At 32.6% G+C, this 24,326-nt stretch carries 21 protein-coding genes and 3 pseudogenes; 15 read left to right on the forward strand and 9 right to left on the reverse strand.

The window, feature by feature from the left end:
- Positions 1-129: 129 nt before the first annotated feature.
- The 5 genes from ACQQ6V_RS05005 to ACQQ6V_RS05025 form a co-directional block, all read right to left on the reverse strand.
- On the reverse strand, positions 130-909 hold the full coding sequence (locus tag ACQQ6V_RS05005) for a hypothetical protein (RefSeq protein WP_448844457.1): 780 nt from the start codon (positions 907-909) through the stop codon (positions 130-132).
- 64 nt (positions 910-973) lie between these two features.
- On the reverse strand, positions 974-2,191 hold the full coding sequence (locus ACQQ6V_RS05010; protein WP_448844458.1) for a restriction endonuclease subunit S: 1,218 nt from the start codon (positions 2,189-2,191) through the stop codon (positions 974-976).
- A gap of 11 nt (positions 2,192-2,202) precedes the next feature.
- The gene (locus ACQQ6V_RS05015) at positions 2,203-4,641 is read right to left on the reverse strand and encodes a type I restriction-modification system subunit M (RefSeq protein ID WP_448844459.1); all 2,439 of its coding nucleotides are present in this window, start codon (positions 4,639-4,641) and stop codon (positions 2,203-2,205) included.
- A gap of 9 nt (positions 4,642-4,650) precedes the next feature.
- Positions 4,651-4,911: a hypothetical protein gene (locus ACQQ6V_RS05020; RefSeq protein WP_448844460.1), complete on the reverse strand. Its 261-nt coding sequence runs from the start codon at positions 4,909-4,911 to the stop codon at positions 4,651-4,653.
- 546 nt (positions 4,912-5,457) lie between these two features.
- Entirely contained in the window at positions 5,458-5,757 is a 300-nt protein-coding gene (locus ACQQ6V_RS05025; protein ID WP_448844461.1) for a hypothetical protein, read from the reverse strand.
- A gap of 369 nt (positions 5,758-6,126) precedes the next feature.
- Between ACQQ6V_RS05025 and ACQQ6V_RS05030 the strand changes: the two genes are divergently transcribed.
- Positions 6,127-6,531, forward strand: coding sequence for a hypothetical protein (locus ACQQ6V_RS05030; protein WP_448844462.1), 405 nt, complete (start codon positions 6,127-6,129; stop codon positions 6,529-6,531).
- Positions 6,532-6,690: 159 nt separating this feature from the next.
- Here ACQQ6V_RS05030 and ACQQ6V_RS05035 read toward each other — a convergent pair.
- Positions 6,691-8,230 (reverse strand): annotated as a pseudogene (locus ACQQ6V_RS05035) (IS1182 family transposase).
- 323 nt (positions 8,231-8,553) lie between these two features.
- On the opposite strand from ACQQ6V_RS05035, the gene ACQQ6V_RS05040 reads away from it, so the two are divergent.
- On the forward strand, positions 8,554-9,393 hold the full coding sequence (locus ACQQ6V_RS05040) for a hypothetical protein (RefSeq protein ID WP_448844463.1): 840 nt from the start codon (positions 8,554-8,556) through the stop codon (positions 9,391-9,393).
- A 270-nt stretch (positions 9,394-9,663) separates the two neighbouring features.
- On the opposite strand, the pseudogene ACQQ6V_RS05045 reads toward ACQQ6V_RS05040, so the two are convergent.
- Positions 9,664-9,876, reverse strand: a pseudogene (locus ACQQ6V_RS05045) (IS1182 family transposase); the annotation flags it as partial.
- A 658-nt stretch (positions 9,877-10,534) separates the two neighbouring features.
- On the opposite strand from ACQQ6V_RS05045, the gene ACQQ6V_RS05050 reads away from it, so the two are divergent.
- The gene (locus ACQQ6V_RS05050; RefSeq protein ID WP_448844464.1) at positions 10,535-12,193 is read left to right on the forward strand and encodes a DUF262 domain-containing protein; all 1,659 of its coding nucleotides are present in this window, start codon (positions 10,535-10,537) and stop codon (positions 12,191-12,193) included.
- Positions 12,194-12,359: 166 nt separating this feature from the next.
- Positions 12,360-13,118 (forward strand): HNH endonuclease, encoded by a 759-nt coding sequence (locus ACQQ6V_RS05055; protein WP_448844465.1) that lies wholly within the window; start codon positions 12,360-12,362, stop codon positions 13,116-13,118.
- Positions 13,119-13,240: 122 nt separating this feature from the next.
- Here ACQQ6V_RS05055 and ACQQ6V_RS05060 read toward each other — a convergent pair.
- Positions 13,241-13,570: pseudogene (locus tag ACQQ6V_RS05060) on the reverse strand (transposase); the annotation flags it as partial.
- Between the two features lie 272 nt (positions 13,571-13,842).
- On the opposite strand from ACQQ6V_RS05060, the gene ACQQ6V_RS05065 reads away from it, so the two are divergent.
- The 11 genes from ACQQ6V_RS05065 (at position 13,843) to ACQQ6V_RS05115 (ending at position 23,315) form a co-directional block, all read left to right on the forward strand.
- On the forward strand, positions 13,843-14,655 hold the full coding sequence (locus ACQQ6V_RS05065) for a SecDF P1 head subdomain-containing protein (protein WP_448844466.1): 813 nt from the start codon (positions 13,843-13,845) through the stop codon (positions 14,653-14,655).
- A gap of 333 nt (positions 14,656-14,988) precedes the next feature.
- Positions 14,989-15,303: a hypothetical protein gene (locus ACQQ6V_RS05070; RefSeq protein ID WP_448844467.1), complete on the forward strand. Its 315-nt coding sequence runs from the start codon at positions 14,989-14,991 to the stop codon at positions 15,301-15,303.
- Positions 15,304-15,330: 27 nt separating this feature from the next.
- Positions 15,331-15,576 (forward strand): hypothetical protein, encoded by a 246-nt coding sequence (locus tag ACQQ6V_RS05075; protein ID WP_448844468.1) that lies wholly within the window; start codon positions 15,331-15,333, stop codon positions 15,574-15,576.
- Between the two features lie 288 nt (positions 15,577-15,864).
- Entirely contained in the window at positions 15,865-16,698 is an 834-nt protein-coding gene (locus ACQQ6V_RS05080) for a helix-turn-helix domain-containing protein (protein WP_448844469.1), read from the forward strand.
- Positions 16,699-16,771: 73 nt separating this feature from the next.
- Positions 16,772-18,220, forward strand: coding sequence for a serine hydrolase domain-containing protein (locus tag ACQQ6V_RS05085; RefSeq protein ID WP_448844470.1), 1,449 nt, complete (start codon positions 16,772-16,774; stop codon positions 18,218-18,220).
- Positions 18,221-18,363: 143 nt separating this feature from the next.
- Positions 18,364-18,903, forward strand: a complete 540-nt coding sequence (locus ACQQ6V_RS05090) for a GNAT family N-acetyltransferase (protein ID WP_448844471.1) — start codon at positions 18,364-18,366, stop codon at positions 18,901-18,903.
- Between the two features lie 197 nt (positions 18,904-19,100).
- The gene (locus ACQQ6V_RS05095) at positions 19,101-19,484 is read left to right on the forward strand and encodes a hypothetical protein (protein ID WP_448844472.1); all 384 of its coding nucleotides are present in this window, start codon (positions 19,101-19,103) and stop codon (positions 19,482-19,484) included.
- A gap of 132 nt (positions 19,485-19,616) precedes the next feature.
- Positions 19,617-20,684 carry a resolvase gene (locus ACQQ6V_RS05100; RefSeq protein WP_448844473.1) on the forward strand — a complete coding sequence of 356 codons (1,068 nt, stop codon included), beginning with the start codon at positions 19,617-19,619 and terminating at the stop codon, positions 20,682-20,684.
- A gap of 705 nt (positions 20,685-21,389) precedes the next feature.
- A complete protein-coding gene (locus tag ACQQ6V_RS05105) occupies positions 21,390-22,016 on the forward strand; it encodes a hypothetical protein (protein WP_448844474.1) in 627 nt (208 codons plus the stop codon).
- A 12-nt stretch (positions 22,017-22,028) separates the two neighbouring features.
- Entirely contained in the window at positions 22,029-22,658 is a 630-nt protein-coding gene (locus tag ACQQ6V_RS05110; RefSeq protein WP_448844475.1) for a hypothetical protein, read from the forward strand.
- A 9-nt stretch (positions 22,659-22,667) separates the two neighbouring features.
- Positions 22,668-23,315, forward strand: a complete 648-nt coding sequence (locus tag ACQQ6V_RS05115) for a hypothetical protein (RefSeq protein WP_448844476.1) — start codon at positions 22,668-22,670, stop codon at positions 23,313-23,315.
- A 153-nt stretch (positions 23,316-23,468) separates the two neighbouring features.
- Here ACQQ6V_RS05115 and ACQQ6V_RS05120 read toward each other — a convergent pair whose 3' ends face one another.
- Entirely contained in the window at positions 23,469-24,305 is an 837-nt protein-coding gene (locus ACQQ6V_RS05120) for a sugar phosphate isomerase/epimerase family protein (RefSeq protein ID WP_448844477.1), read from the reverse strand.
- Positions 24,306-24,326 lie beyond the last annotated feature (21 nt).

The following is a 24,326-nucleotide window of genomic DNA, read 5'->3' on the forward strand; positions in this document are numbered from 1 at the left end:
AATTATCCTTACACCAACCGTACTCACTCCGTCAGCAATTCCTGCATCTTGCCTTGTTTCATTTGGTAAGATTTGGTAAGTTGAGTTGTTAAGGTTTACTTTTTTACTATTGAAATTCTGTTAATTATATTAAAAATGTTGAATAGTAAATTTGAAACCTGATCGATCTTTATAATTAGTATCTACAAAAAAGCGAATTACTTGACCATCATTTTTTTTTCCAAAACTGCTAAGCTCTAAACTATTACCTTTAAAAAAAGAAGCTCCATAATTTTGAGTTTTCTGATTGTAAAATACAAAGGCGAAATCTTTAGCAAATTTGCTCTTATTGACATCAAAGTTCCATAATCCATTTGAATCAGACACATTAGAAACGGAGATTTGTTGCTTCGCTAAATTTAATTTTTCACTTACTTTATCTTTGATAACGGATATACCAAGCTGCTTATTGATCACATTTTCTAAAGATTTAAACTCTAAAGAAGAAAGGTTTTCTAAATCAACTTCTGTATATTTATGACCTTCTTCATCTACTAATTCATCAATCACAACTGGTAGTTCACTTTCTATTTCATAATTTTTATCATATGCCAAATGATGTTCTTTACACATCGGTAAAATAACATCTTCGATTGGTTGATGTTCAGCTATAAATTTAGATTTAAACTCTTCCAAATCTACCTCATATAAATCATTATCTATTTTATAATCTGATAGAATAGTTGCAATAATGGTTGGTCTATCCTTTCCTTTAATATGAGCAGCTTCTAACGGCTTTCTTTTATTACAGCCAACCTCCCTACAAGTTGTATGTACCTTTAATTTTCTTGCCATATTTGCGACAATATTCCTAGCTAATGGTCCTACATAATCATTAAACTCTCTTAGAGTTCCTTTAAACACTGCCATAATTTATTATTTTTTAGTTTAATTAACACACCGTGGGGTTAAACCGTGAGTCTGATATTTCAATCTACACCAACCGCACTCTCCCCGTCAGCAATTCCTGCATCATCCCTTGTTTTACCTTTCTTGCTTTGCCCAGTTGCCCTTCCAAAGCTTCCAGCTCCGCATCCATATCCGATAATATCGTGGCGATGCGGATTTGCTCGGTCAGGGATTTTGGAATTTTAATTTTAATGTTACCCAAATTTCCTCGTGATATTCTTTTATGCGTAGTTCCTCCGACTTGTTCAAGAACTTGTTTAAACCATTCATCAGTTGATAATAAGTACAACAAAATTCGTCTGTCAAAAATATTTTCATCAGGTCTGTAGATTGTAACGTCCACAGAAGTTACACTTTTTAAATCTTCAGTTTTAGGAAAAATACACACTCGTCCTGCAGGTTCTGCCAAACGGCATATAAGTAAATCTCCCTCTACTATTTCTTTACATTTCAATTCAACAAAAGACTTTTCTGAAATATATTTTTTATTGTTTTTATTTAAAAATCTTCCTACGCCAATGTTTCCAGTTTGGATTAATCTTATTCCTTCTTCTTTGATATGAACGGCTTCAATCCAATCACCATCATTAAACAAATCTCTTTTCTTATCAGCTACTTCAAAAATTGTTTTTTCTTCCCAATCCTCCTTAGGCGACAACAATTCCTGCATTGCCCCTTGTTTGATGAGGCGTTTTTTGGCGATGAGTTGCTCCAGGCTTTCTATCCACGCATCGGCATCACTCAACGCTTTCGCTATCGCTTCTTGTTCGGGTAAGGGCGGAAGGGGAATTTGGAAAGAGTTTAAATCTGCCACCGATAATCCAAGAACAGTACTTCCACTACCTTTTTCAATTATTTTTTCCTCAATATTTCTATAAGAGTAAATAAAATAGTCTTTATTGATTTTTGGAAAAAGATTTATTGTTTTTAAATCTTGATTTATCGTTACATCAACATTGTATTTAACAATTTTACCTAGAGCGATCCTTGTGGCAATAATTAAATTTCCCGCAGAAACTATCCGAGTTGCACTGTTTTTTAAACCTAATTCCGTGATATTCTCTTGTGTAAAATTTGGATTAAACGACGTAAAATCCTTTACTGTCATCCAAGGAATTTTTCCATTCCAATATTCTTTTACAATTCTTGAAGGCGTACCACCTCCAATTATTTTACTTGTAAGATTTCCAATACTTTCAATCTCCCAATCATCCGGCAACAAACCAATCTCAGTCTGCTTCATTGTATTTTCCTTTACCATACCAATCCCATTTTTTGCAGGTGAGCCAATACTTTTTGCGAAGCTTCCACTGTCTTGGTTTCCAAAGTTGGCAACGCCTGTTGGTAGCGGTCTGCCAGTTCCTTAATGCGTTGCGTAAGGTTTTGGCTCAGCTTTTCCTGTTCGCTTTGCAATGCCTGTTGCAATACGGGTGTCCATTTGTGGTTAATCACCATATCTTTTATTTCGGCTTCGGTTAATAAAGGATATTGCGCCACCACTTTTACTTCCAAATTCTCTTTTGCAATTTTTATCAGTTTGGTAATGCCACCCAAAGCTTCCTGCGTATCAATATAGTTTTTGATGTATTTCAATTCCTCCTTAGAGGCATTATCGGCTTTACGTTCTTTGTAAAAGTCTTTTACGTTTTTAAGATTTATTTTTTCCAAATCACTGAAAATGCCTTCCTCTCCACTGTTTTCTTCTTCTATTTCCGCAAGGGCTTCCTGCGTAAGGTTCAGTTGATTTTCTAAATCCTGCAAACTGTCATTTTGTTCCTTAAAGAAATAATGTATCATCATTTCCGGCGTTACCATTCTGCCTTCAATACCTGCCAAACCTGCAATCTCTTTGTCCTGTGCAGTTTTGCCGTCTTTTCCTTTTTTACCTTTAATGACCAATCGGGTGTATTCGTTTCCTGCCTTCCAGCCGTCTAAAGCAATCGAATAAAAATCGTCCTGCATCACTTCGTTCCAGTATTGCATCAGGTGTTGGTACATCGCATAGCGGTTCACCAAAGCATTATTTTCAAAATGGCTCAGAATGGTTTGTGCTGATGTTTCAATGGCTTCTTTTACTGCAAAACCTTTATCTAAATTATTCCATTCCGTTTGTTGTTCGTGCAACCATTTATCAAAAGCGGTGTGCATTTTTGTGTTAAAGGCTACAAATTCGCGATGGTTGAAAATGGTTGTTTTAATGTTTTCCGCAGGTACTTTCAATTCAAAATATCCTGCTCTTGCCGGATTGAACAAATCGGCTTTCAGCGAAGGGAACAAATCCCAATACGCCTGCAAACCAGCCACATCTTTCTGCGGAATGCCACCCGACAAATGCCCGGCCAAATCCTGAATATCTTCGGCTTCCTGAGTATCAATATACCGTGGAATGTTGAGGTTGTAATCGTTTTTAGGGTCGGCAATTTCTGTCATCGACACCATTCGGCTAAATTTCGGCACTTCTGCAAACGCCTCGAACACGTCGGTAATCTTGCGGATGTCTTGCTCTCTCAGTCGGTTTTTGTTGCCATCTTTTACAAAGCCTTTGCTGGCATCTATCATAAACAAACCTTTGCGATGCTCAGCATTTTCTTTGTCCAACACTATGATACAAGCCGGAATGCCCGTGCCATAAAACAAGTTGGCAGGCAGACCAATAATGGCTTTGATGTAACCTTTCTTAAGAATATTTTTACGGATTTCGCCCTCGGCATTGCCACGGAACAATACACCGTGAGGCAGTACCACCGCTCCTTTACCATTGGCTTTTAAAGATTGTAAAATGTGCAACAGAAAAGCATAATCACCATTCTTCTCCGGCGGAACGCCTAAAGCAAAACGGTTGTACTCATCGCTATCTACATTCACGCCATTGCTCCAGCTTTTCAGCGAGAACGGTGGATTGGCCACCACATAATCAAACTTTTTAAGCGAACCGTTTTCTTCTTTGTAAAACGGACGGCTCAATGTATTGTCTGCAATAATGGTAGCAGTCTCGGCACCATGCAGAATCATGTTCATGTGAGCCAAGTTGGCAGTAGTGGTTTCTTTTTCCTGTCCGTAGAGATCAATGTTTTTGCCTGCTTCATTCATCACTTTCAGCAACAAGGACCCCGAACCACAAGTCGGATCATACGCCATCGTTTGGTGTGATGAATTGTTTTGGTTAATCCCAATCACTTTTGCCAATACTCTCGAGACTTCGGCAGGTGTATAAAACTGTCCTTTCGATTTTCCGCTTTCTGTAGCAAAATGGCGCATTAGGTATTCGTAAGCATCGCCCAGAATATCATCGCCTTCAGCAGAATTACCAGAAAAATCCAAACTCGGATCGTTGAAAATCCGAACCAAATTGGAAACAGTATCTACCAAATCTTTTCCCTTGCCTAATTTGCTTTCATCATTAAAATCGGGAAATTCATTGAGTTTATTGGCTTCTTTAATGGGGTTAAGAATCTGCTTGTTGACTTTATCGCCAATCTCTGGATTTCCAATCAAGTCTACCATATCATCGAAAGTTGCACCCTCCGGAACGGTGATCGCGCCAAAAGGGTCGCCTTTGTATTTATCTGAAATGTACTTTACAAACAACATGGTGAGTACATAATCTTTGTATTGAGAGGCGTCCATCCCGCCACGTAATTCGTCACAACTTGCCCATAACGAGCTATATAATTCTGATTTTTTAATTGCCATTTTTATGCTTTACTTGTCATTGATATAATCATTCCACATTTCTACCCACTCATCAAAATAAGCAATTGCTGAGTCGGAATTATCAAAATAATGAACGACAGGATCGTTTGGGAAAGATTTTAACTCCTCTTCTTCTGTGTCAGAATTGTAAACTGGTAGCAAAAGGTTATTAAGTTCAAAAACTAAGTTTCGCCCTTTTTTTAGGTGCTCCATTTTGATAGCTTTTACCTTTGATATATCAATGGCCAAGCCTCCACTATTCAAAATCATGGTTTATTTTTAAGGTTTCTAATTTACAATAAATTTACCTTGCAATCATTACGGAAAACCGTAATCATACAAGAATAATCCAACGTTAGGTTTTACTAAAAAATTGATACAAAATTAACAACCTACAAACCACTACAATACAATATCTTAACGCATTATAAGCCATACTTCTGAGAAGAATTTATACTAATCAAGAAACACTCGATAAAAATATAGAAGAATAAGTAGTCGACATATATCCATTTACTAAAATACTCCGAAAAAAATCGGAGTATTAATTTTAGTTTCTCTTTAACCAAGAGCGACCATCGTTGGTAGAATATTCATTTTTTTTAGCATCTTTTGGGCTGATTCTAATAAGTTCTTTGCCCTTGTTAATCATTGTTGACATAATTTTAATTTGATTTTTAATTACATGTCAAAACTATGATCCTCAACAGCCAATCTGCTACCATTAGCTTTTTTAATTTCATTTTTTTATAAAGTGTACAGTTGCTTATTAAGTACTTTTGAAAGCAATTCTTTACACATATAAAATCCTAATGACTAACTAACCTCTAGATAAAAGATGTTATCTAAAGATCTTAAGAGTATAAGCCTAGAAGTTATACTAGAATCACTTTGGTTATGAAACTCATGATAAAGACTGAGATTGTCAACTATCACTAACTCGTCATCAGTCCTTTCTCCGAAAGTTAGATCTGGCATCATTAGTCTGATCTTCTCAAAAAGTAGAGCTTCATCAAGCGTCGGGATTTCATTTTTAATATCGCTTTTTAAAAAGACACTTTTCTTGTAAGCAGCATAAATTTTGGATTTGTTTTGATCTAAATAATTGTGATTCATTGGATAATATTTTATTTATTAAAATATGTTTTTTCTTTTAAAAAACAACATATTTTGTTTTTTTATCTTTACGTTTTCCAAAGTTCTTGTTTACACAACTCTATCACTGAGTAAAAATCTGGTAATTGATTGTGCAACAAGCACACGGTATTAGCAAAATACGGGCTTAAAGTCTAAATTAAAAATCGAACAACTTTTCACCACCGCTGCTTTTTCGTATTGATTTTTTTCTTAATTTAGACAATCTGAAAAAGCGTTTGCTTCGTTTCTGAATTCTTGAACTTTTAGTTCTTCGAATTCCCGCACTTCGCAAAGCCTTTTTCCGTTATCTGCAATGCACCAAAAAAACCGTTAAAATAGAAATTTTACATGAAATTTTTAGTAATTATTCTTCCATTTATTTACAATTACATTTTCCTTTTTTATCGTAAATCAAACTTATTTAAAGGATATAAAAAATGGTTTATTGCCTTAACTTATTTAACTATTGGTTCAATTTATAACAGTCAAATATCATACAAAAATAATGAAGAAAGAATAATACAAATTTGGGCATTTTTCACGCCTCTTATTTTTACTTTATATCTCTCATTATGCACATTTATAAGTAAGAGAATTAACAATAGAGATTTCAAACTACATTTAAGATACTCAAGTGAAATTGATTACTTAAATCCCAAAAGAGCAAATTCGAAAACAACTGACAAAATTATCTCTTACACAGCGATTTTCTTAGCTATGTTTTTACCTTTTTTAGTGACAGTATTCTTCTAAAGGGAAACGAAAACTCATAATATTGCACTGCACATAACATAGGTAACCGTTGCACAACTCTGTAATTTTAAAAAATACAGAAAATATCAACCTCGTTTTAGCCTTTTTAAGCGAGGTTTATTTTGGCAATCTCCAGGAAAATAGAATAATCAAAGAGGCTTAAATCCAAGCTATCGAACAAGTATTTTGTTGCTTATCTAAAAACCAAAATCTCTTCTTGAGAAGTTGCATTTGTGAAACTAAGACATTCGGTTTTTTCGTCGTAAAATTCAGGTATTTCTTCAGGTTGTAACACAGCGCCGACATCAAAACGTGTTTGTTCGCCTGAGCTTTTCCACCGCTGTTAACACGTTTCATATTGTGGTAGTTGATCAGCGTCCCCAAAACAGGTTCAACCGTACTTGAACGGCGTTTAACCAGCCTGCGGTGATAAGTTTTGTGTTGCGTTAGTTTTTCATGCATTCTATCATAAAGTGGCTTTTGGATGCTGTCTTCCAGCTTTTTAAACTTCGTCAATTTGCCACAACATTCTTGTCGTAGAGGGCAATTGCCACAATCTTTCTCGCTACTGCAATAGCTTTTCTTGTCGTAGCCTTTACTGTCTGTTAAAATCCGTTTGAAGGGTAATAAGGCTCGGTTTCCGCCCGCTTGAATACATTCGTAGCGATTTTTTTCTTTATTAAATATAAATCCTTCACGGACGGGTTTGTACTGTCCGAAGTTCGGGATCCAAGCATCTAAATTTTTGTCCTCGCAATATTGCAAACTCGTCCCACTGCTGTAACCAGCATCGGCTAACACCTCATTGATTTCGATACCGTTTTGTCCAAGATTCTCAAGCGTTTGATCCATAATATCAGAAAATATGGCGCTGTCTTTGCTCCCAGCAGTACTCGCGCAAGCACCGGTGATGACATGATGTTTATCGTCAACAGATAGTTGCCCTGCGTAATTCAGTTGGCGAGGTTTCCCCGGTTTGGTTGAGATCTTCGCATCCGAATCTGTTGGACTGTAATGGGTGTGGTTGCTTAGGAATTTTGGACGAATTTCATTCCCGTCCTCATCATGAGCTATAATTTTCTTAGCACCGGGCATCTTTTTATACTCTTCTTTTTTCCATTGATGATGTTGCTCCACCAGCTTTTTCCGCGTAGATGTAGTTTTGAATTCTGAGTTCAATTCAAGTTCATTAACATAAGCTGAAGAGTCCTGCAAAACATCCTTCTCCACCAAAGAATCCATACTTGCATTGGCTTTGATAAAGGCTGCATCTACCGCCTGACGCTTGCCTCTTACCATGCCTTGTTCGACACACTTTTTTAAAATTAATTGAAAAAGCCCCAAGAAAACTTCCTCGCCAAAAAGGGATCGTGTCCGCCTGATTGTGGAATGCCAAGGTAATTCTTCGTTGAGATCATAGCCTAAAAATAATCGGACGTCTAGACAATTGCTGCAATAACGTATCAGCGCACGATCGCTATTGATATTGTTGAGATAGCCAACCAGCAAAATCTTGAAAAAAAACTACAGGATCAATACTATCCTGACCCTGGCTGCCATAATAATTTTGGGTAGCTTTATACAGAAAATCCAGCTCTAAAGACTGATTGACGCGGCGATAAAAATTATCTGAAGGAACTAAAATATCTAAGCTTAGTTCGTAAAATAACTGTGGTGTGAATACTTTCCGGCCTTGCATCGGGATAATTAATTTTAGTCTAATTTAATAAATAAAATACTAACAACCAAATGTTTAACTAAAAAAAACATGATAGATTAAGACAAAACACCAAATCTAAAATTGAGTTGTGCAACAAGCACATTGTATTGTCAAAATGCGGGGTTTTGTGAAAGTTGAAAATTTCGTCTATTTAATCCGCAAATTGCTTTTTAATTTCACATAATTTTATTAATTTAGTTTCATTGAAAAAGCATTTGCTTCGTTTCTGAATTCTTGAACTAAAGTTCTTCGAATTCCCGCACTTCGCAAAGCCTTTTTCCGTTAGCAGAAATATTACCAAAATGTGTACAGCTCACAATCATTCTAAATATTGTAAATGTGGATTTGGAGAAGGCAATAATAATTTTTCATATTCAAATTATTCTAAAATATTTAAAACAAATTTTTCCGAAGAAGTAATTAATAAGTTTCCTATTAATTCATTCTCATTTACTAACCCTAATGCAAAATGTCCAGTTTGTCTTGCTAATGTTTTTTTCTATCAAAATCATTATGGAAGTAGAGTTTTCTTTGATGAATTAGGTCCACCTTGGACAAAGCACCCTTGTACGGATAATTCCCAATATTCTTATAATAAAAAATATGACAATATTAATCTATATTCCAAAGAAAAAAATTTCATTCCTTTAGAATCTGATAAAATTAATAGTCAGATTAAATCAAATGGAATTTGGAAATTATTTGAAACTAACATTTTTTCTCAGATTTATGAAAATATATATGAATATAAGTCACAAGAATTTTATGTATTAGGAAGAATTCCAATATTTGATGACTTTATATTTTATCAAGAAATAGATAAGGATAACATTTTAATATCTTCATATAATGTATTTCAAGATAGAATTACTGAAATACTTCTTAAAAGTAGAACCTTCTGTTTAAATACTCATTATGAAAATAATTTCAGAGTAATTGAAAATGATATTTTTTATGTAAAATTTATTTCAGATAAATTATTTTCAACAAAAGTTATCACAGTAAATCGCTTGCCTCAAACATTTGAAATGAGAATAAATCAGTTTAGTGAAAAAACTCGTAGAAAAATATTATTTAATGGAGGAAAAGGAGTAAATAAAATCAAAGTTCAGCTTAGAGATAACATACCGTTTGAAATATAAAAATACTTCTGCTAACATAGGTAACCGTTGCACAACTCTGTAATTTTTAAAAATACAGAAAATATCGACCTCGTTTTAGCCTTTTTAAGCGAGGTTTATTTTGGCAATTTCCAGGAAAATAGAATAATTAAAGAGGCTTAAATCCAAGCTATCAAACGCATATTTTGTTGCTTATCTAAAAGCCAAAACCTCTTCTTGAGAAGCTGCATTTGTTGAACTAAGATATTCGTTTTTTTTCGTCACAAAATTCAGGTATTTCTTCAGGTTTTAACATAGCGCCGACATCAAAACGTGTTTGTTCGCCTGAGCTTTCCCACGGCTGTTAACACATTTCATATTGTGGTAGTTGATCAGCGTCCCCAAAACAGGTTCAACCGTACTTGAACGGCGTTTAACCAGCCTGCGGTGATAAGCTTTGTGTTGCGTTAGTTTTTCATGCATTCTATCATAAAGTGGTTTGTGGATAATGTCTTCAAGTTTTTTTCCGCGTAGATATAGTTATGAATTCTGAGTATCTTCTAAAATTGAGTTGTGCAACAAGCACATTGTATTGGCAAAATGCGGGGATTTGTGAAAGTTTAATATTTTGTCAAAATAATTCGCAAAATGCTTTTCATATTGATTTTTTCTTTAATTTTAACAATCTGAAAAAGCATTTGCTTCGATTCTGAATTCTTGAACTTTTGGTTCTTCGAATTCCCGCACTTCGCAAAGCCTTTTTCCGTTACCTGCTATGTTCAGAGCGACCGTCCACAACGACACGGTTTGACCGACTGACATCCGACATTTGCAGAACTAACGGGGAAAGCTGAAAACCGAACAGAGTAAGCGCAAATGACAAACCAAAATTAATATGGCTAACTTTTATTGCAAATGGTGTGGAAGTAAATATTCCAGTGTTTCAAGTCTAACTTCAAGTTCTTGCTCAAAAAATCCTGACGGCAAAAAACACGAACTTTATGAAGGAAGTGAAAAATCTCAATACACTTGTAAATGTTGCGGTAGCAAATATTCAAGTTTATCAAGTTTGACTTCAAGTTCTTGCTCAAAGAGTCCGACAAAGAAACATCAACCAGCAATGTAAAAAATATTTCATCAAAGGTGGCTTCGCCACCTTTGATTATTTAAATAATTAGTTTTAATGGAAACCGAAATACAAACAGAAAACAAAACAGCAGAAAATATAAAATTACTTTTCCAATCTTCGGAAAGTATTAGAATACCTGCATATCAACGAGCTTATAGTTGGGAAAACAAACAATGTTCTCAATTTTTGGAAGACCTTTTGGAACAAAAAGGGAAACGCTATTATTTAGGGCAATTTCTTTTTGAAAAAGATGGCTCTACTCTTTTCATCATTGACGGACAACAACGATTAACAACAACTATTTTGTTTTTATCTGCTATTGCAAAAATCCAAGAAAAGCAAGGACAAAATATCGACGGAATAAGAAGTACATATTTAACCGATGTTTTTAGAACTATTGAAGACGATCAAATTATTTTCAAAAAAGTAAGCCTAAAACATTTAGTATCTGCAATTGACGATACTGAAACAATTTCTCAAAAAAGAATTATTGATGCTTTCAATTATTTTGAAACCGAACTAACTAAACTTGACAATGACAGCTTATACTTGGTTCAACAAACTTTAGAAAGTGCAGTTATCAGTACATTTTATATTACGAACAAAGTAGAAGCAACTCAAGTTTTTGAATACCAAAATAACAGAGGAAAAGAATTATCAAGATTTGAGGTTATCAAAGCCTATTTGATGCACCAAATCTATATTCAAAGTACGAATGATTTTCAGGCAAATAATGATATTGCAGATATTCAAAGAGAAATTTCACAAACATATCGTCATATTGAAGCCGTTGAAAGCTACTTTACTGAAAACGAACTTTTAGACAATTACTGCAATTTATTTTTCAATATCAACGGAAATATTGAAGCAATCAAAGAAAAACTAAACAAGGAAGAGAATAAAACAAAGTGGATAAAGTCATTTTTTGAAAACTTTGTTGACTTAACTCATAGTGCAAAAAGTATTGTAAGCAATAAAAATATATCAGAAATTACAAACCTATTTTTTGTTGGTAACGAAGCAAATTGGAAATTGGTATTATTAACAATGTTCAATAAAGGCGAAGTTTCGGGCGAAATATTTAAACAAATAGCAAAACTTCTTGAAATTCTTTGTTTTAAGCTAAAATTAGGCGATTATCGAACTGATTATCTGCCACATTATGCAAAACGATATTTCAATTCTGCCGACAGTTATAATATTGAGAATTTATACCAAGACATTAAAAGTGTAACGGAAGCAGGTTTTAAATGGTATTGGAACGATGGCGACAGATTTAAAAACATAATCATAAACTATTTTGACAACGAAAAATGGCATTACAACCGTAACACAATTAAGTTTGTATTATGGCAATATGAAAATAGTTTAAGACATAAAAATCGTTCAGGTGCGTTGTTGGACAAAGAACTTTACAACAGTTACACAATTGAACATATTAAACCACAAAATCCAACAAACGAAGAATATACAGAAGATTTTAGAAACAATTTTCTACAACTTGCAGGCAATTTAGCTTTATTGACACAAAGCCAAAACAGCAAATTTGGCAATAAGTCGTTTGAAAAAAAGAGCGAACTTTTTCAAGACACAGCATTGTCGAGCTATACAGAAATTAGAGAAAAAATTGAGTGGACAGAAATTGAAATTGCTGAAAGACATCAACGAATATCCGACTTTGCGAAGCAATATTTTGACACGACAAATTTGTAACCGAAAACAACACAGCAGGTAACAAGGGTTTTGCAATAGTGGGGCGAAACTGCAAAGTTCAACGGCAGTTCTTCGGTTCAACTTTTGTATAAATTGAAAATTTGTGCTTTGATTGCCCCACCATCGCAAAGCCCCAAACCGTTAGCTGCGATTTTATACAAATATTGTGGACAAAGAAAATAAATTAAATACTGAACTAAAAAGATTAATTTCTCAAAAACCTTTACTAGAAACTGAATATTTTCAATGTTCTGTTTTTTTTAAAGAAAATAACAAGTTCAATTATACTTTTATGACAAATTGGTGTGGAAATGATGAAACAAACCCTTTAATTGAAATTAGAGAACCATCATTGATGATACCTGATTTAGCAATTCAACTTTTTAAAGATATCAAAGAACCATTATTAGTTATAAATAACAAAAATGATTTCGGATATTTTATAAGTTTATTTGGAGGAAATGGTTTGATTACAAAAGAATTATGTGAATTATATTTATCCGAAATAATAAAACCCCAGAAAAATATTAAAACATATTATGGAGGTTATCAAAATATAGAATCAATACCAAGAAAAAAAATTAATCGAGCAGCAAATCCAAAATTAAGAATGGAAATTCTTAAACGAGATAATTTAAGATGCAAAGTTTGTGGAGCCTCGCATCAAAATAACGAACATGTTGAACTACATTTACATCACATCACCCCACATTCTAAAGGTGGATTAACAGAAGATAAAAACTTAATAACCTTATGTCATACTTGTCATAAAGGGTTAGAACCTCATTTTGATGAATCACTTTATTCACTAATTGATGTTGGATTGTTATCGGATTATACTTCTAGAAATGAGTATATTGATAGAATACGTAAGAATATCAGATTAGGGCTTCAAAGAATAAAGAATAAAAAAAACCGCAGCTAACACCGGTAACCGTTGCACAACTTTGTAATTTTTAAAAATACAGAAAATACCGACCTCGTTTTAGCCTTTTTAAGCGAGGTTTATTCTGGCAATTTCCAGGAAAATAGAATAATTAAAGAGGCTTAAATCCAAGCCATCGAACAAGTATTTTGTTGCTTATCTAACAACCAAAACCTCTTCTTGAGAAGCTGCATTTGTTGAACTAAGATATTCGGTTTTTTCGTCACAAAATTCAGGTATTTCTTCAGGTTGTAACACAGCGCCGACATCAAAACGTGTTTGTTCGCCTGAGCTTTCCCACGGCTGTTAACACGTTTCATATTGTGGTAGTTGATCAGCGTCCACAAAACAGGTTCAACCGTACTTGAACGGCGTTTAACCAGCCTGCGGTGATAAGTTTTGTGTTGCGTTAGTTTTTCATGCATTCTATCATAAAGTGGCTTGTGGATGCTTTATTCCAGCTTTTTTCCGCGTAGATATAGTTATGAATTCTGAGTATCTTCTAAAATTGAGTTGTGCAACAAGCACATTGTATTAGCAAAATGCGGGGTTTTGTGAAAGTTGAAAATTTTGTTAAAAAAATTCGCAACTGCTTTTTAATTTCACATATTTTTATTAATTTAGTTACATTGAAAAAGCATTTGCTACGTTTCGGAATTCCCAGAACTTTCAGTCCTTCGAAATCCCGCACTTCGCAAAGCCTTTTTCCGTTAGCCGTAATTGTATGAAAACAACCCTGCAAATCATAACTATATTAATTTCAAGTTTAGTTTTTTCCCAAACTAAAGAAGAAAAAATTATTTTTATTTTAAATACAAATGGAAGTATTGAAAGATATAAATCTTTCATAATTGATATGTCAATAAATCCATTAAAATATAGTTCTGATAAAAAAGACAGCTTAAAACTTGTGGAAATTGAAAGAAAATTAACAGATAAAGAAATATCAAAAAGACTTTCAAAGGCTTTTGCAGATGTTTATAATGAAAATGAAATTAATGAAATCTATAATTTTTACAACTCTACAACTGGAAAAAAACTTCTAAATTCATTTGGAAGTTTAGAAGATAAATTCAGAAATAGTTTTCAAGATGTTCAAAATGAATTAAAACCAATCTTGGACAAAACTATTGCCGAAAATAAAAGAGAATCTGAAGAAAATCGAGAAATTCCTATTCCCGTAGAAAAAGAAGATGGATTTTATTCTGTTATCAATTTTGACGGTTCGAATTCTAAATTAGAAGATTTGAATCTATCATTAAATCCCGAAATCAAAAAAAATGAAATTTTAGAAATAAAATCTTCAAAAGACCAATTGGATAGAAATATTATTAATTTGACTTTAACGAAAGATGGAGCAAAAAAATTTAAGAAACTAACTGAGAACAATATTGGAAAACCAATTGCAATAGTTTTAAATAAGATGTTGATTTCTGCACCAAGAGTTATTAATGAAATCCCAAATGGTAAAATTCAAATAAGTGGAAATTTCACTGATGAAGATATTGATAATTTTGTAAACTCTTTGAAAAAATAACAACTACGGCTAACATAGGTAACCGTTGCACAACTCTGTAATTTTTAAAAATACAGAAAATATCGACTTTGTTTTAACCTTTTCAAACGAAGTTTTGTGAAAGCTTAAAAATTCACTCAAAATAAGCAGCAACTGCTTTTAAATTCCACATTTTTTTGTAATTTAGTTCATTGAAAAAGAATCGGCGTTGTTTGGTCTTTCTTGAACTTTCAGTCCTTCGAAAGCCCGCACTTCGCCAACACTTTTTTCGTTAGCAGGAAGTTTATCCAAACTATCGTCAATAAATGAAAAAAAATAATTATTGGTTTAATTTCGATTATAACTTTATTAATCTTGACATTTATTATTTATTGGAATTTACCAATTAGTATAACGCGAAAATCGGATATTCAATTTGGTAATAAACTCATTGAAAACATTGATAATTATCAAAAAAGCCATAAACAACTTTCTAATAATGATGATTGGAAAGTTTTAAAAAGTTTAGGTTTTAAAATGGAATATTTAGGAACTAAACCAAGTTATCAAACTGATAATAATGGAACGTATGAATTAATCTATTTAGAAGGTTTTGATGGGCCTTATTTAATGTGGAATTCAGAAGAAAGAAAATGGAAAATAGATAATCCAAGCATTTATGCAAATTAAAAAAATTGAAATCTGAAAAACTAATCAATGAAATCCGAATTTGAACACGAATACAAAAGAATAAAACCAAAAGTGAATTTAACAATGAAACGTATTTATGTTATTGCGTTCAATATCTACGCTTGGTTTTGGCTATTTAGACAAATTTTTATTAGAAATTCAACAAATTTTGAAGATTATCTTCTATGGTTTTTTACAACCGCCGGAATGTATTATTTTGTTTTAGATAATAATGATATTTTTTTCAAAGATAAAGACGGTAAAAATCTTTAAGTTTCAAAAAAATCTTCCGCTAACAGTGGTAACCGTTGCACAACTCTGTAATTTTTAAAAATACAGAAAATAAATGACCTCGTTTAAGCATTTTTAAGCGAGGTTTTTAAAAGCTGAAATTTATTCAGAATAATCCGCAAATTGATTTTCATATTATTTATTTTCTTAATTTAGTTTCCATAAAAGTGGATTAATATACTGCAAATCTATTAATGATAATTTTAATAGACCAAGGGCGAAAAGCTTATATATAACAAATAGTTAGTTGCGCTCTAACGCCCAAAACCGATGAAAATAAAAGTTTATTCTCCTTCCAATACTCTACTTAAAAAATACATAGAGTGCATATATATACTCACCCATACCTCTGAAGAAAAACCCGCCAAATACATCACCTTTCCATCTATTTTTACCATTGTTTCAAGCAGTGAAAAATCAAAATCGATTACTAAAGGAAATCAATTAATCATTAAGCAATGTAATGACAATGAGATAGAAACGAATTTAGTTTCTGATTTCAACAAACCAGTACATGTCCAATATGAAGGGAAAATAAACGAAATTACCATCTATTTTAAACCTTTGGCTATTAATTCATTTTTGGAACACGAATTAAACCATTACAACAGCTCCAGCTTTTCTGATTTCTCACCCTTTGAAGATTATAGAAAAGCAATGATCGAAATTCTTTCTTTGCAAAATGACACCGAAAAAATTAAAGCAGTTGAAAGTTATTGGTTATCCAAATTGAGAGGATTTCAGCACAATTTCCTTGACACAGTTTTATCTGAAATGATGTCTGATGAAAATGACGCATTAACGATTACAGAACTATGCGAAAAAAATGCTGTTTCTCGCACTACATTGAATAAACACTTTGGCAAACATATCTGCAAAACACCATCTCAATTCAAAAAGATACTAAGATTTAGAAATGCGGTTAACAAATACGCATCAGATAAGGCAAAAAATAATTTAACAGATATCGCCTATAGCGTTGATTATTTTGATCAGTCGCATATGACACGAGAATTCAAATCTGTAACAGGCTTCTCTCCTAAGGTTTTCTTTGAAAAAACGACTGCGCTGGAAAAAAAACAAATTCATTGGCTATTTTTATAGATGGGTTTACGTTTGTACAATTTTTCGTTTGTTGATTAATGTAGTTTTGCGACTTAATCATAAAAAATATACAATGACAATCCGTCAAATCTATTTTATTACAGCAATCTTCTTCACTGCTATTTTGCTACCTATTGTGGTCCAATCACAAAATCGGGAAAGCATCGTTAATCCGATAAAGTCTCAATTAAAAATTCTTGAAAAAGAAAATAACTTAAGCGGAGTTGTTCTTATTGCAAAAGATGGTAAACCAATTTACAGAGAAACATTTGGATTTTCCAATTTGCCGGACCGTATTAAAAATAAACAGGACACGAAATTCAATTTAGCTTCTATCAACAAAATGTTTACCGCAATAGCTATTATGCAATTGGTAGAATCTGGGAAAATTTCGCTTCAGGATAAAGTAGGAAAATATCTTACAGATTATCCCAATAAAACGGTTGCCGACTCTGTGACCATTCATCAATTATTGACGCACACATCAGGAATGTTCAGTTTTTGGGAAGAATATGACAAGCTTGCAAAAGTAAACTTCAAAACAGTTCCTGATTACCTTCCGTTGTTTGTAGATAAAAAACTTGCCTTTGCTCCAGGTACTGATTTCTTGTACAGCAATTCCGGATATATGGTTATAGGATTAATTATTGAAAAATTGTCGGGGCAGAATTATTTTGATTTCGTAAAAGAACATATCTATCAACCAGCAAAAATGATTAATACGGATGCTTATGAATTGGATAATGCCGTTCCAAATTTGGCGACAGGCTACACAATGTCATTAGAAGAACCAGGACAATGGAAAAATAACACTTTTCTAAATCCCACAAAAGGAACGCCTGCTGGTGGTGGCTATTCTACAGTTGATGATTTATTGAATTTTGCTAATGCTTTACAAAACAACATTTTACTCAACAAAGAAAATACGACGCTTTCTACATCAGGTAAAGTGAAGTTCAGGGAAGGAATGTATGGTTATGGATTTGAAGAAACTATAGTCAATGGGCATCGTATTTTTGGACATACTGGCGGACACGATGGCGTTGCCAGTGAAATAATGATTTATCCAGATTTGGGTTATACTATTGTGATTCTGACCAATGGAGAAGTCGAAAATTATTGGGAAGCGAGCAATCTGATTAAAAAACAATTGGTAGGTTCATCACCATCCATTGACAACTTCTTTTACACTAAAGATATCATCAAAACCGTCACTAACAAAGGTTATGAAGCTGGTATTAAAGAAATAGAACTCAACTCAAAGAAATATTCATTAAGAGAAAATCTTATTGAAAGATATGCTTATAAGCTGTTGTTCGAAAAAAAGACCAATCAGGCAATAGATTTATTTAAGTTAAATCTTCACTTTTTTCCCAACTCAAATAATGGTTATTATTACATCAGTGAGGCATACCGGATTTCTGGTCAAAAAAAACAAGCTCTAGAATATCTAAAGCTCTACCTTGAGAAAGATCCAGAAGACAATGATGCTCAGTTAAAATATAAATTGCTAACAAAATAACTTTTGCTAATACTTATAGCTGTTGCACAACTTAAAATTTTGTAAAAACATTAAATTTATTTTCTTTTTATTTAGTTTCTCAACTCTATATTTTTCTTAATTTTATTCATAAAAAAGAATGTTAATTAGCAGTAAATTGTAATATGAAAATAGATACAGAAAGATTAATTATTAGAGATTTTGAAGATAAAGATGCAGAAGGACTACTGCAATATCTCGCTAATCCAATGGTGAATTGCTTTATAAGTGAAAAAGTAAATTCTATTGAGGAGGCCCTTGAAACTATTAGAACTAGAAAAAAAGATACCGAAAACTCTAAGGAATCTTACGCCGTATGCATAAAAGAGTCTGATATTATTATTGGAGATGTTTTTGCACACAAAGAAGATCTAGACACCTATAGTATTGGCTGGAATTTTAATCCCAATTTTGGAGGTAAAGGTTATGCCACAGAAGCTGCAGAAGCCTTATTAAAATATTTATTTGAGAAAGATGCACGCAGAATTTACGCATACACCGAGGATGATAATATTTCTTCTCAGAAATTATGTAAACGCATAGGGATGAGAGAAGAAGGATTATTTATAGATTTTATATCATTTGTCAATAATCCTGATGGCACTCCCAATTTTGAAAACACATATCAATTTGCAATCTTAAAGAAAGAATGGTCAACTAGCTAACTCACTAATAAAATTGGTTACTCATAATGCAGTATTTCTTAAAATATCAAAATCTCTATTAATTAAAAAAACATTAAGGATAATTGTATAGCAAAATCCAAAAGATATCTTGTAAGTTTAATTTTTCGTAATACATCAGAAATTATTCATCTTTTAAAATAATTTTATTAATTTGGTTGACGTTAAAAACAACTAGTATGAAAAAACTTAATTTTATAAAGACAAGCCTTATTGTAACCACATTATTCTGTTTCCATTCTTGTCAAATTGCCATAACTCCCAAAATGGTTAATCAAACTTTGCCTACTTTGACAAAATCAAAACTAATAATGCCAACAGATATTAATGAATATCTAGACTCTAATAAATGCAAGTACATAACGAAAGATAGAAATTACGTTACTCCAGCAGGATTAACCTCAAAAAGTGATCTGAAAATTGGAGCAAAAGGAATTGATGAATGGGTTGAGCTTGATAAAGGCAATGCTTATGTACTTACCAATTACAAATGGGTAACTGTTGATAACTCAGGTTTAACACAATTATATTTAGATTTTGACACTGTAATCTGCAAAGAATAGATTTCAAAATGAATCCAGATAACTGAAAAGCTTAAAAGTTCTCCCTAGTTTCGGCTAATTATTTCAAAAATTGATGCCTAATCTTGCTCGCCCACATAATTACCGATATCTTCGTAAAAAGATAGAAGAAGTATGAAGACATTATATCCAATTCTTTTGATAACAATTGCTTTACTACTGGTTGGATGTAAGCAAGACAAAACAGCAGAGATTAGCACTGACGGAGGCAACAATAAGACCATCACTTTTGCTGATTTCAAAAAGATAAAAGGCGTAGAGAACGTACAAGAAGTACCCTATCAATTATTTAGCAAGCTAGATTCTGTACAATTTTTTGTGGCACCAGACAAAAGTGCTGCACACATGAAGGTGGCTTTCAACAAACTTCACAACTACTATGGTTTCGAGGAATTTGATGATTTTTATGCCATTCATTACAGTATCGAAAATAACATTTCTAATAGTATTGAAGCTTTTGTTCTAAAATCAGAATTCACAGCGTCATTTGATTTAACTCTAAAAGGCGTCGATCTCTACGAAATCAGAAGCAGCAATTACAAAGATTCTAACGATACCAAAAATAAATCTTTTGCTAAATATGGAACAATCACGGAGGTGTCAGAACAAGAATTTACAAACGCATCAACAAAACGCATAGATGAAGTTTTAGTAAAAAATCCTCTTGTAAAACTGAATGATAACAACTGGATTTACACAGGAAGCAATCCAGAAGAAGTCATCACACAATATCAAAATGTCTCTACGGAAGACGGACTATTGAATAATGACTACATGGGACGCTCTGCCTATCTAGATTTGGAGGTTTTCAAAGAGCACAATACGGAAATAAATGACAGTTACTATACATTTTATGATGTGAAATCAAAGAGTAGTTTTGAACTCTTCACCGCAGGATTTCCACAGATTCTACCCTCAAAAAGCAGGGTGTCTGCCATCAATACTAACTATGATGTAGGAAGTGATTTTCTTGTCAGTAAATACGTGCCACACTCCAAAAATCAAGTCAATCTGTTATACGTTAATTTTACACAATTTAAAGTCGGAAACGAGATGAAGGCTTTTTGGGCGGACAATGACACTTTTTATGCAGAAGTTTATCCAGTTAATTCAGCGGTGGTAAATGGTAAAAAACAAAAAGCAGCTTTTATAAAAATTCAGTTGAAATCAAATTTATTTTAATAACCATTATCTATAGGTTTTCTCTAGCATTTTCGAAAAGTCATGGCTATTGATGGTTGAAAACTGATATTTATATTTTTGGGGGAAAATTAAAAGTTTGCTCGACAATAAGTTTTGGGTTGTCTATTGATGTTACATTATTTCGGTTTTCGTACAGTTCAATTTTTATTAATTTGACGCCTTTCGGTATCTTGTAAGATTCGATTTTTGTGTAGTTGTATCAAATTAATAACATTAAAATCATGATTTTATTTGTCTAAAAAGTTTTATAAAAAAAACAAAATGACATAAATTATCTCGGGTACATTGTAAAAATTTAGGCAAATAATTTTTATCAGTTTTTCAATTAAGTGATGATTAAACTGAATTATACAAAAATATTGGAAAAATATATCGCTAAATCTTCAACCAAAACAAATACCCTATGTTAAACATAACTAATTGATAATCCGTAAATAAAAAAATATTATTATCAAATTAGAAAAGAAAAGAATTTAAAAAAACAAAATAGCTAAAAAAATGTTTTCTTAGTTCGTTCATTATACTTACTTTTGCGCGCTGTTAATAGAAAAAACATCAAGACAAATTTGCAATATTTTATTATACATTTTTTTTAAATTGATATATAAAATTATCATTTTTTTTTAAACTGTTATTCTTTTGCAACGACACAAATCCAAAAAAAAAATCTTATAGATTAAAACAATGAATAAACTACTTTTCATTTTAAGCAGTGTTATCTTATCTGCGCAATCCAATAATGTAGGAATTAATACAATCACACCAAGAGTAACATTGGATATTAAAGGAGATTATTATTCTGACAAAATTATTGTACCTAATATTAATGCAATTCCCGCAGAAGCAAAAGACAGATATAACCTTCTAGCATACAATATTACCGATAATAGTATAAAAGTGATAGATCCTACATTGGAAAATACACCAGGTATTGCTAGCATCGTTACTTATAAATTAGAAAATGTAAGAGGAGACTATGTACTCGATTTTAATACATTACTTAATGCTAATGATTATGCTTTGGTAGTTTTATCCGGATATTTCGATACGGATGTAGAACCATCTAATAATTCAGGACCAAGAATTGCCTTGCCTTCATTTGGTGCAAAAAACACTAACGGAACTTGGCGTCTTTATGCTGATTATCCTGGATTGAATGCTATTAAGGATAACAAGAACAATATAATTAATGGAGCTTGGACTATCATGTGTGCAGTATATCCCAAAACCTATGTTAAAATATTCCAGGAGCAAGAAATAGATATGAATCAAATAAGTACGGGTACTGCAACCAATGCAATTTTAAATTAATATAACATAAAAATGAAAACGTATATATTTTTATTATTACCTATATTTAGTTTTTCTCAAAATGTAGGAATAGGTACAGCAAATCCAAAAGAATCCTTAGAAGTTATTGGTAGTGTGGGTATTGCAAAAGAAACTTATACAGCAGACAATACATATAGTAATAATACCGCTGGTTTTTCTGTTGTATCTAGAGATCCCCAATCAAGTATTATAAATGGTCAACTATACAAGCAAGAAACACTGTATGCTCCTATTGTAATTCAACCTTATAGTGTAGAGAATATTTACCAAGATGATCTTAACGATCTTAATTTACAAATCCCTACCGATAAATATTTTGTAGCGATTACTAATTTCCAGGCAATCCCCTCTACATCTAATGCAGCAGAACCTAATAATGGTCTTTTTGCTACAAATAACAATAAAGGACATTTTGAGATCAAAGTTACCTCTGAAGGTGGTATGTGGCATGCTAAAATAGGCTACCCTACACTTAATACGCGCTACACATCTAATCGTTATACTTATAAATTTGACATTGTTCTTTTCTCTAAAAGATTTTATAAAGATTTAGGAGAAATCAAATTTAATTTAGGAGGTAGTAACACTGGACAAGCTTCTTCTACACCACCTGGAATCTAAAAAAAAATTATGAAAAAAACACTTCAAATAATTGCATTAGGCTGTATACAATCACTTTATTCTCAAGTAGGCATCAATACAACCGATCCCAAAAGGATTCTTGACGTAAAGGGTAATATGAATATTTCTGAAAACTTACACCTCGAAAATCCAGGTGTATACACAGGGACATCTATTAATTCTTATCTTATTGTAAAAGATAATAGTGACAATACTCTTAAAAAATATGTTCCTGCCACATCCAGTTACAGCGCTATCAATAGCGTCGTATACTTCTTTAATAATGGTAGCCTAGATGGCGTGTCTAATTATGATACAAAAATTTCTGCGGATAAATATTATGTATCTATAGGAGGCTATATTGTGTGGGGAACTAATAGCCACCCTACAGTAAGATTAGAAGGAAATAATAATGATATTCCTCTTTATAATGCAAGAGCATTTGTAGAAAATGGAACATGGAGATTAGTCTTCCTACCCAATAATGATCGTAAATTTGTTATAAATGATACAACGGGAAAAACAACAACAGAAATTCGTGTTAACGTTACGGTATACAGAAAGAATTTGCTATCAATTATTAATAATCCCATTATTGTTGACATGAAGGGCGATGTTTCTGGCAAAGCAACTGCTACTAAGCCAGATAATAGTTAAGTCATTTTATTAAATAAAAGCTTTGCTAAAATTCTAATAAATATGGCAAAGTTTAATTCTCTTATAAATTAAAAATTCATTCAATATAGCTTTATTGAATGAATTTTTAGTTAGTATCAGATGAACATTTAAAATCTTAAACCATTAGAGAAATTAAATATGCTTTTTCAAAAAGGCTAAACTTCCAAGTGCCAGCTCTTCTGCATCGTAAGGCGATTTTTGCCAAAGAGAAACCATCTGCTGCATCCCGGGAATTGAAGATGAAAAATTCTCCAAAACCAAATTTCCTTCAAAATTGATTTCCTTCAAAGCTTTGAAAAGTTCTGCCCAATTAACGGTTCCCTCGCCCAACATCCCGCGGTGAGATTCTGTAATATGAACATGTTTTAATTTCTTACTCGCAAGTATAATCGGATCATAAAAATTAGCTTCTTCAATGTTCATGTGAAATGTATCGAGGTGCAATAATAGATTGTCTTTGCCCGTTTTTTCTATCAAATCCAAAACATTTTTTGCCGTGTTACAAACATAAGATTCATAGCGGTTGATGGGTTCTATACCGATATTAACACCTTTTTCTTTGGCATAATCTGCAACATTGCTCCAAACTTCTGCAATGGTTTCGGCTTCATTTTCGGTTAATGGATTTCCTGAGAAAACACCAATGCCACCATGCAAAACGCCACCTAGAAAATCAGTTTCAAGCTCCGAGGTTTTGTCGATAGCTTGTTTAATTAGTTTTTCTGCAACCTGCGGATGAAAAGCAATGTGCGCTTCTTTTGGAAGATTAAGAGAGCATACGACATCCAGATTATTATCGTTTAATTGTTGTTTTACTTCTTTAGAATTAAATTCCATAGATGTTGGCAAGAGGATTTCAATCAAATCAAAACCCGCATTTGCTGTTTTTTCTATCGCATATTTACCTGCTTCTGGCGTCCAAACCGGAGTAATCCAGGATAAGAGAGAAGCTCCTAATTTTACGTTCATTTTCTTTAATTTTTTATGTTG

The sequence above is a fragment of the Chryseobacterium electrogenes genome, assembly GCF_053553015.1.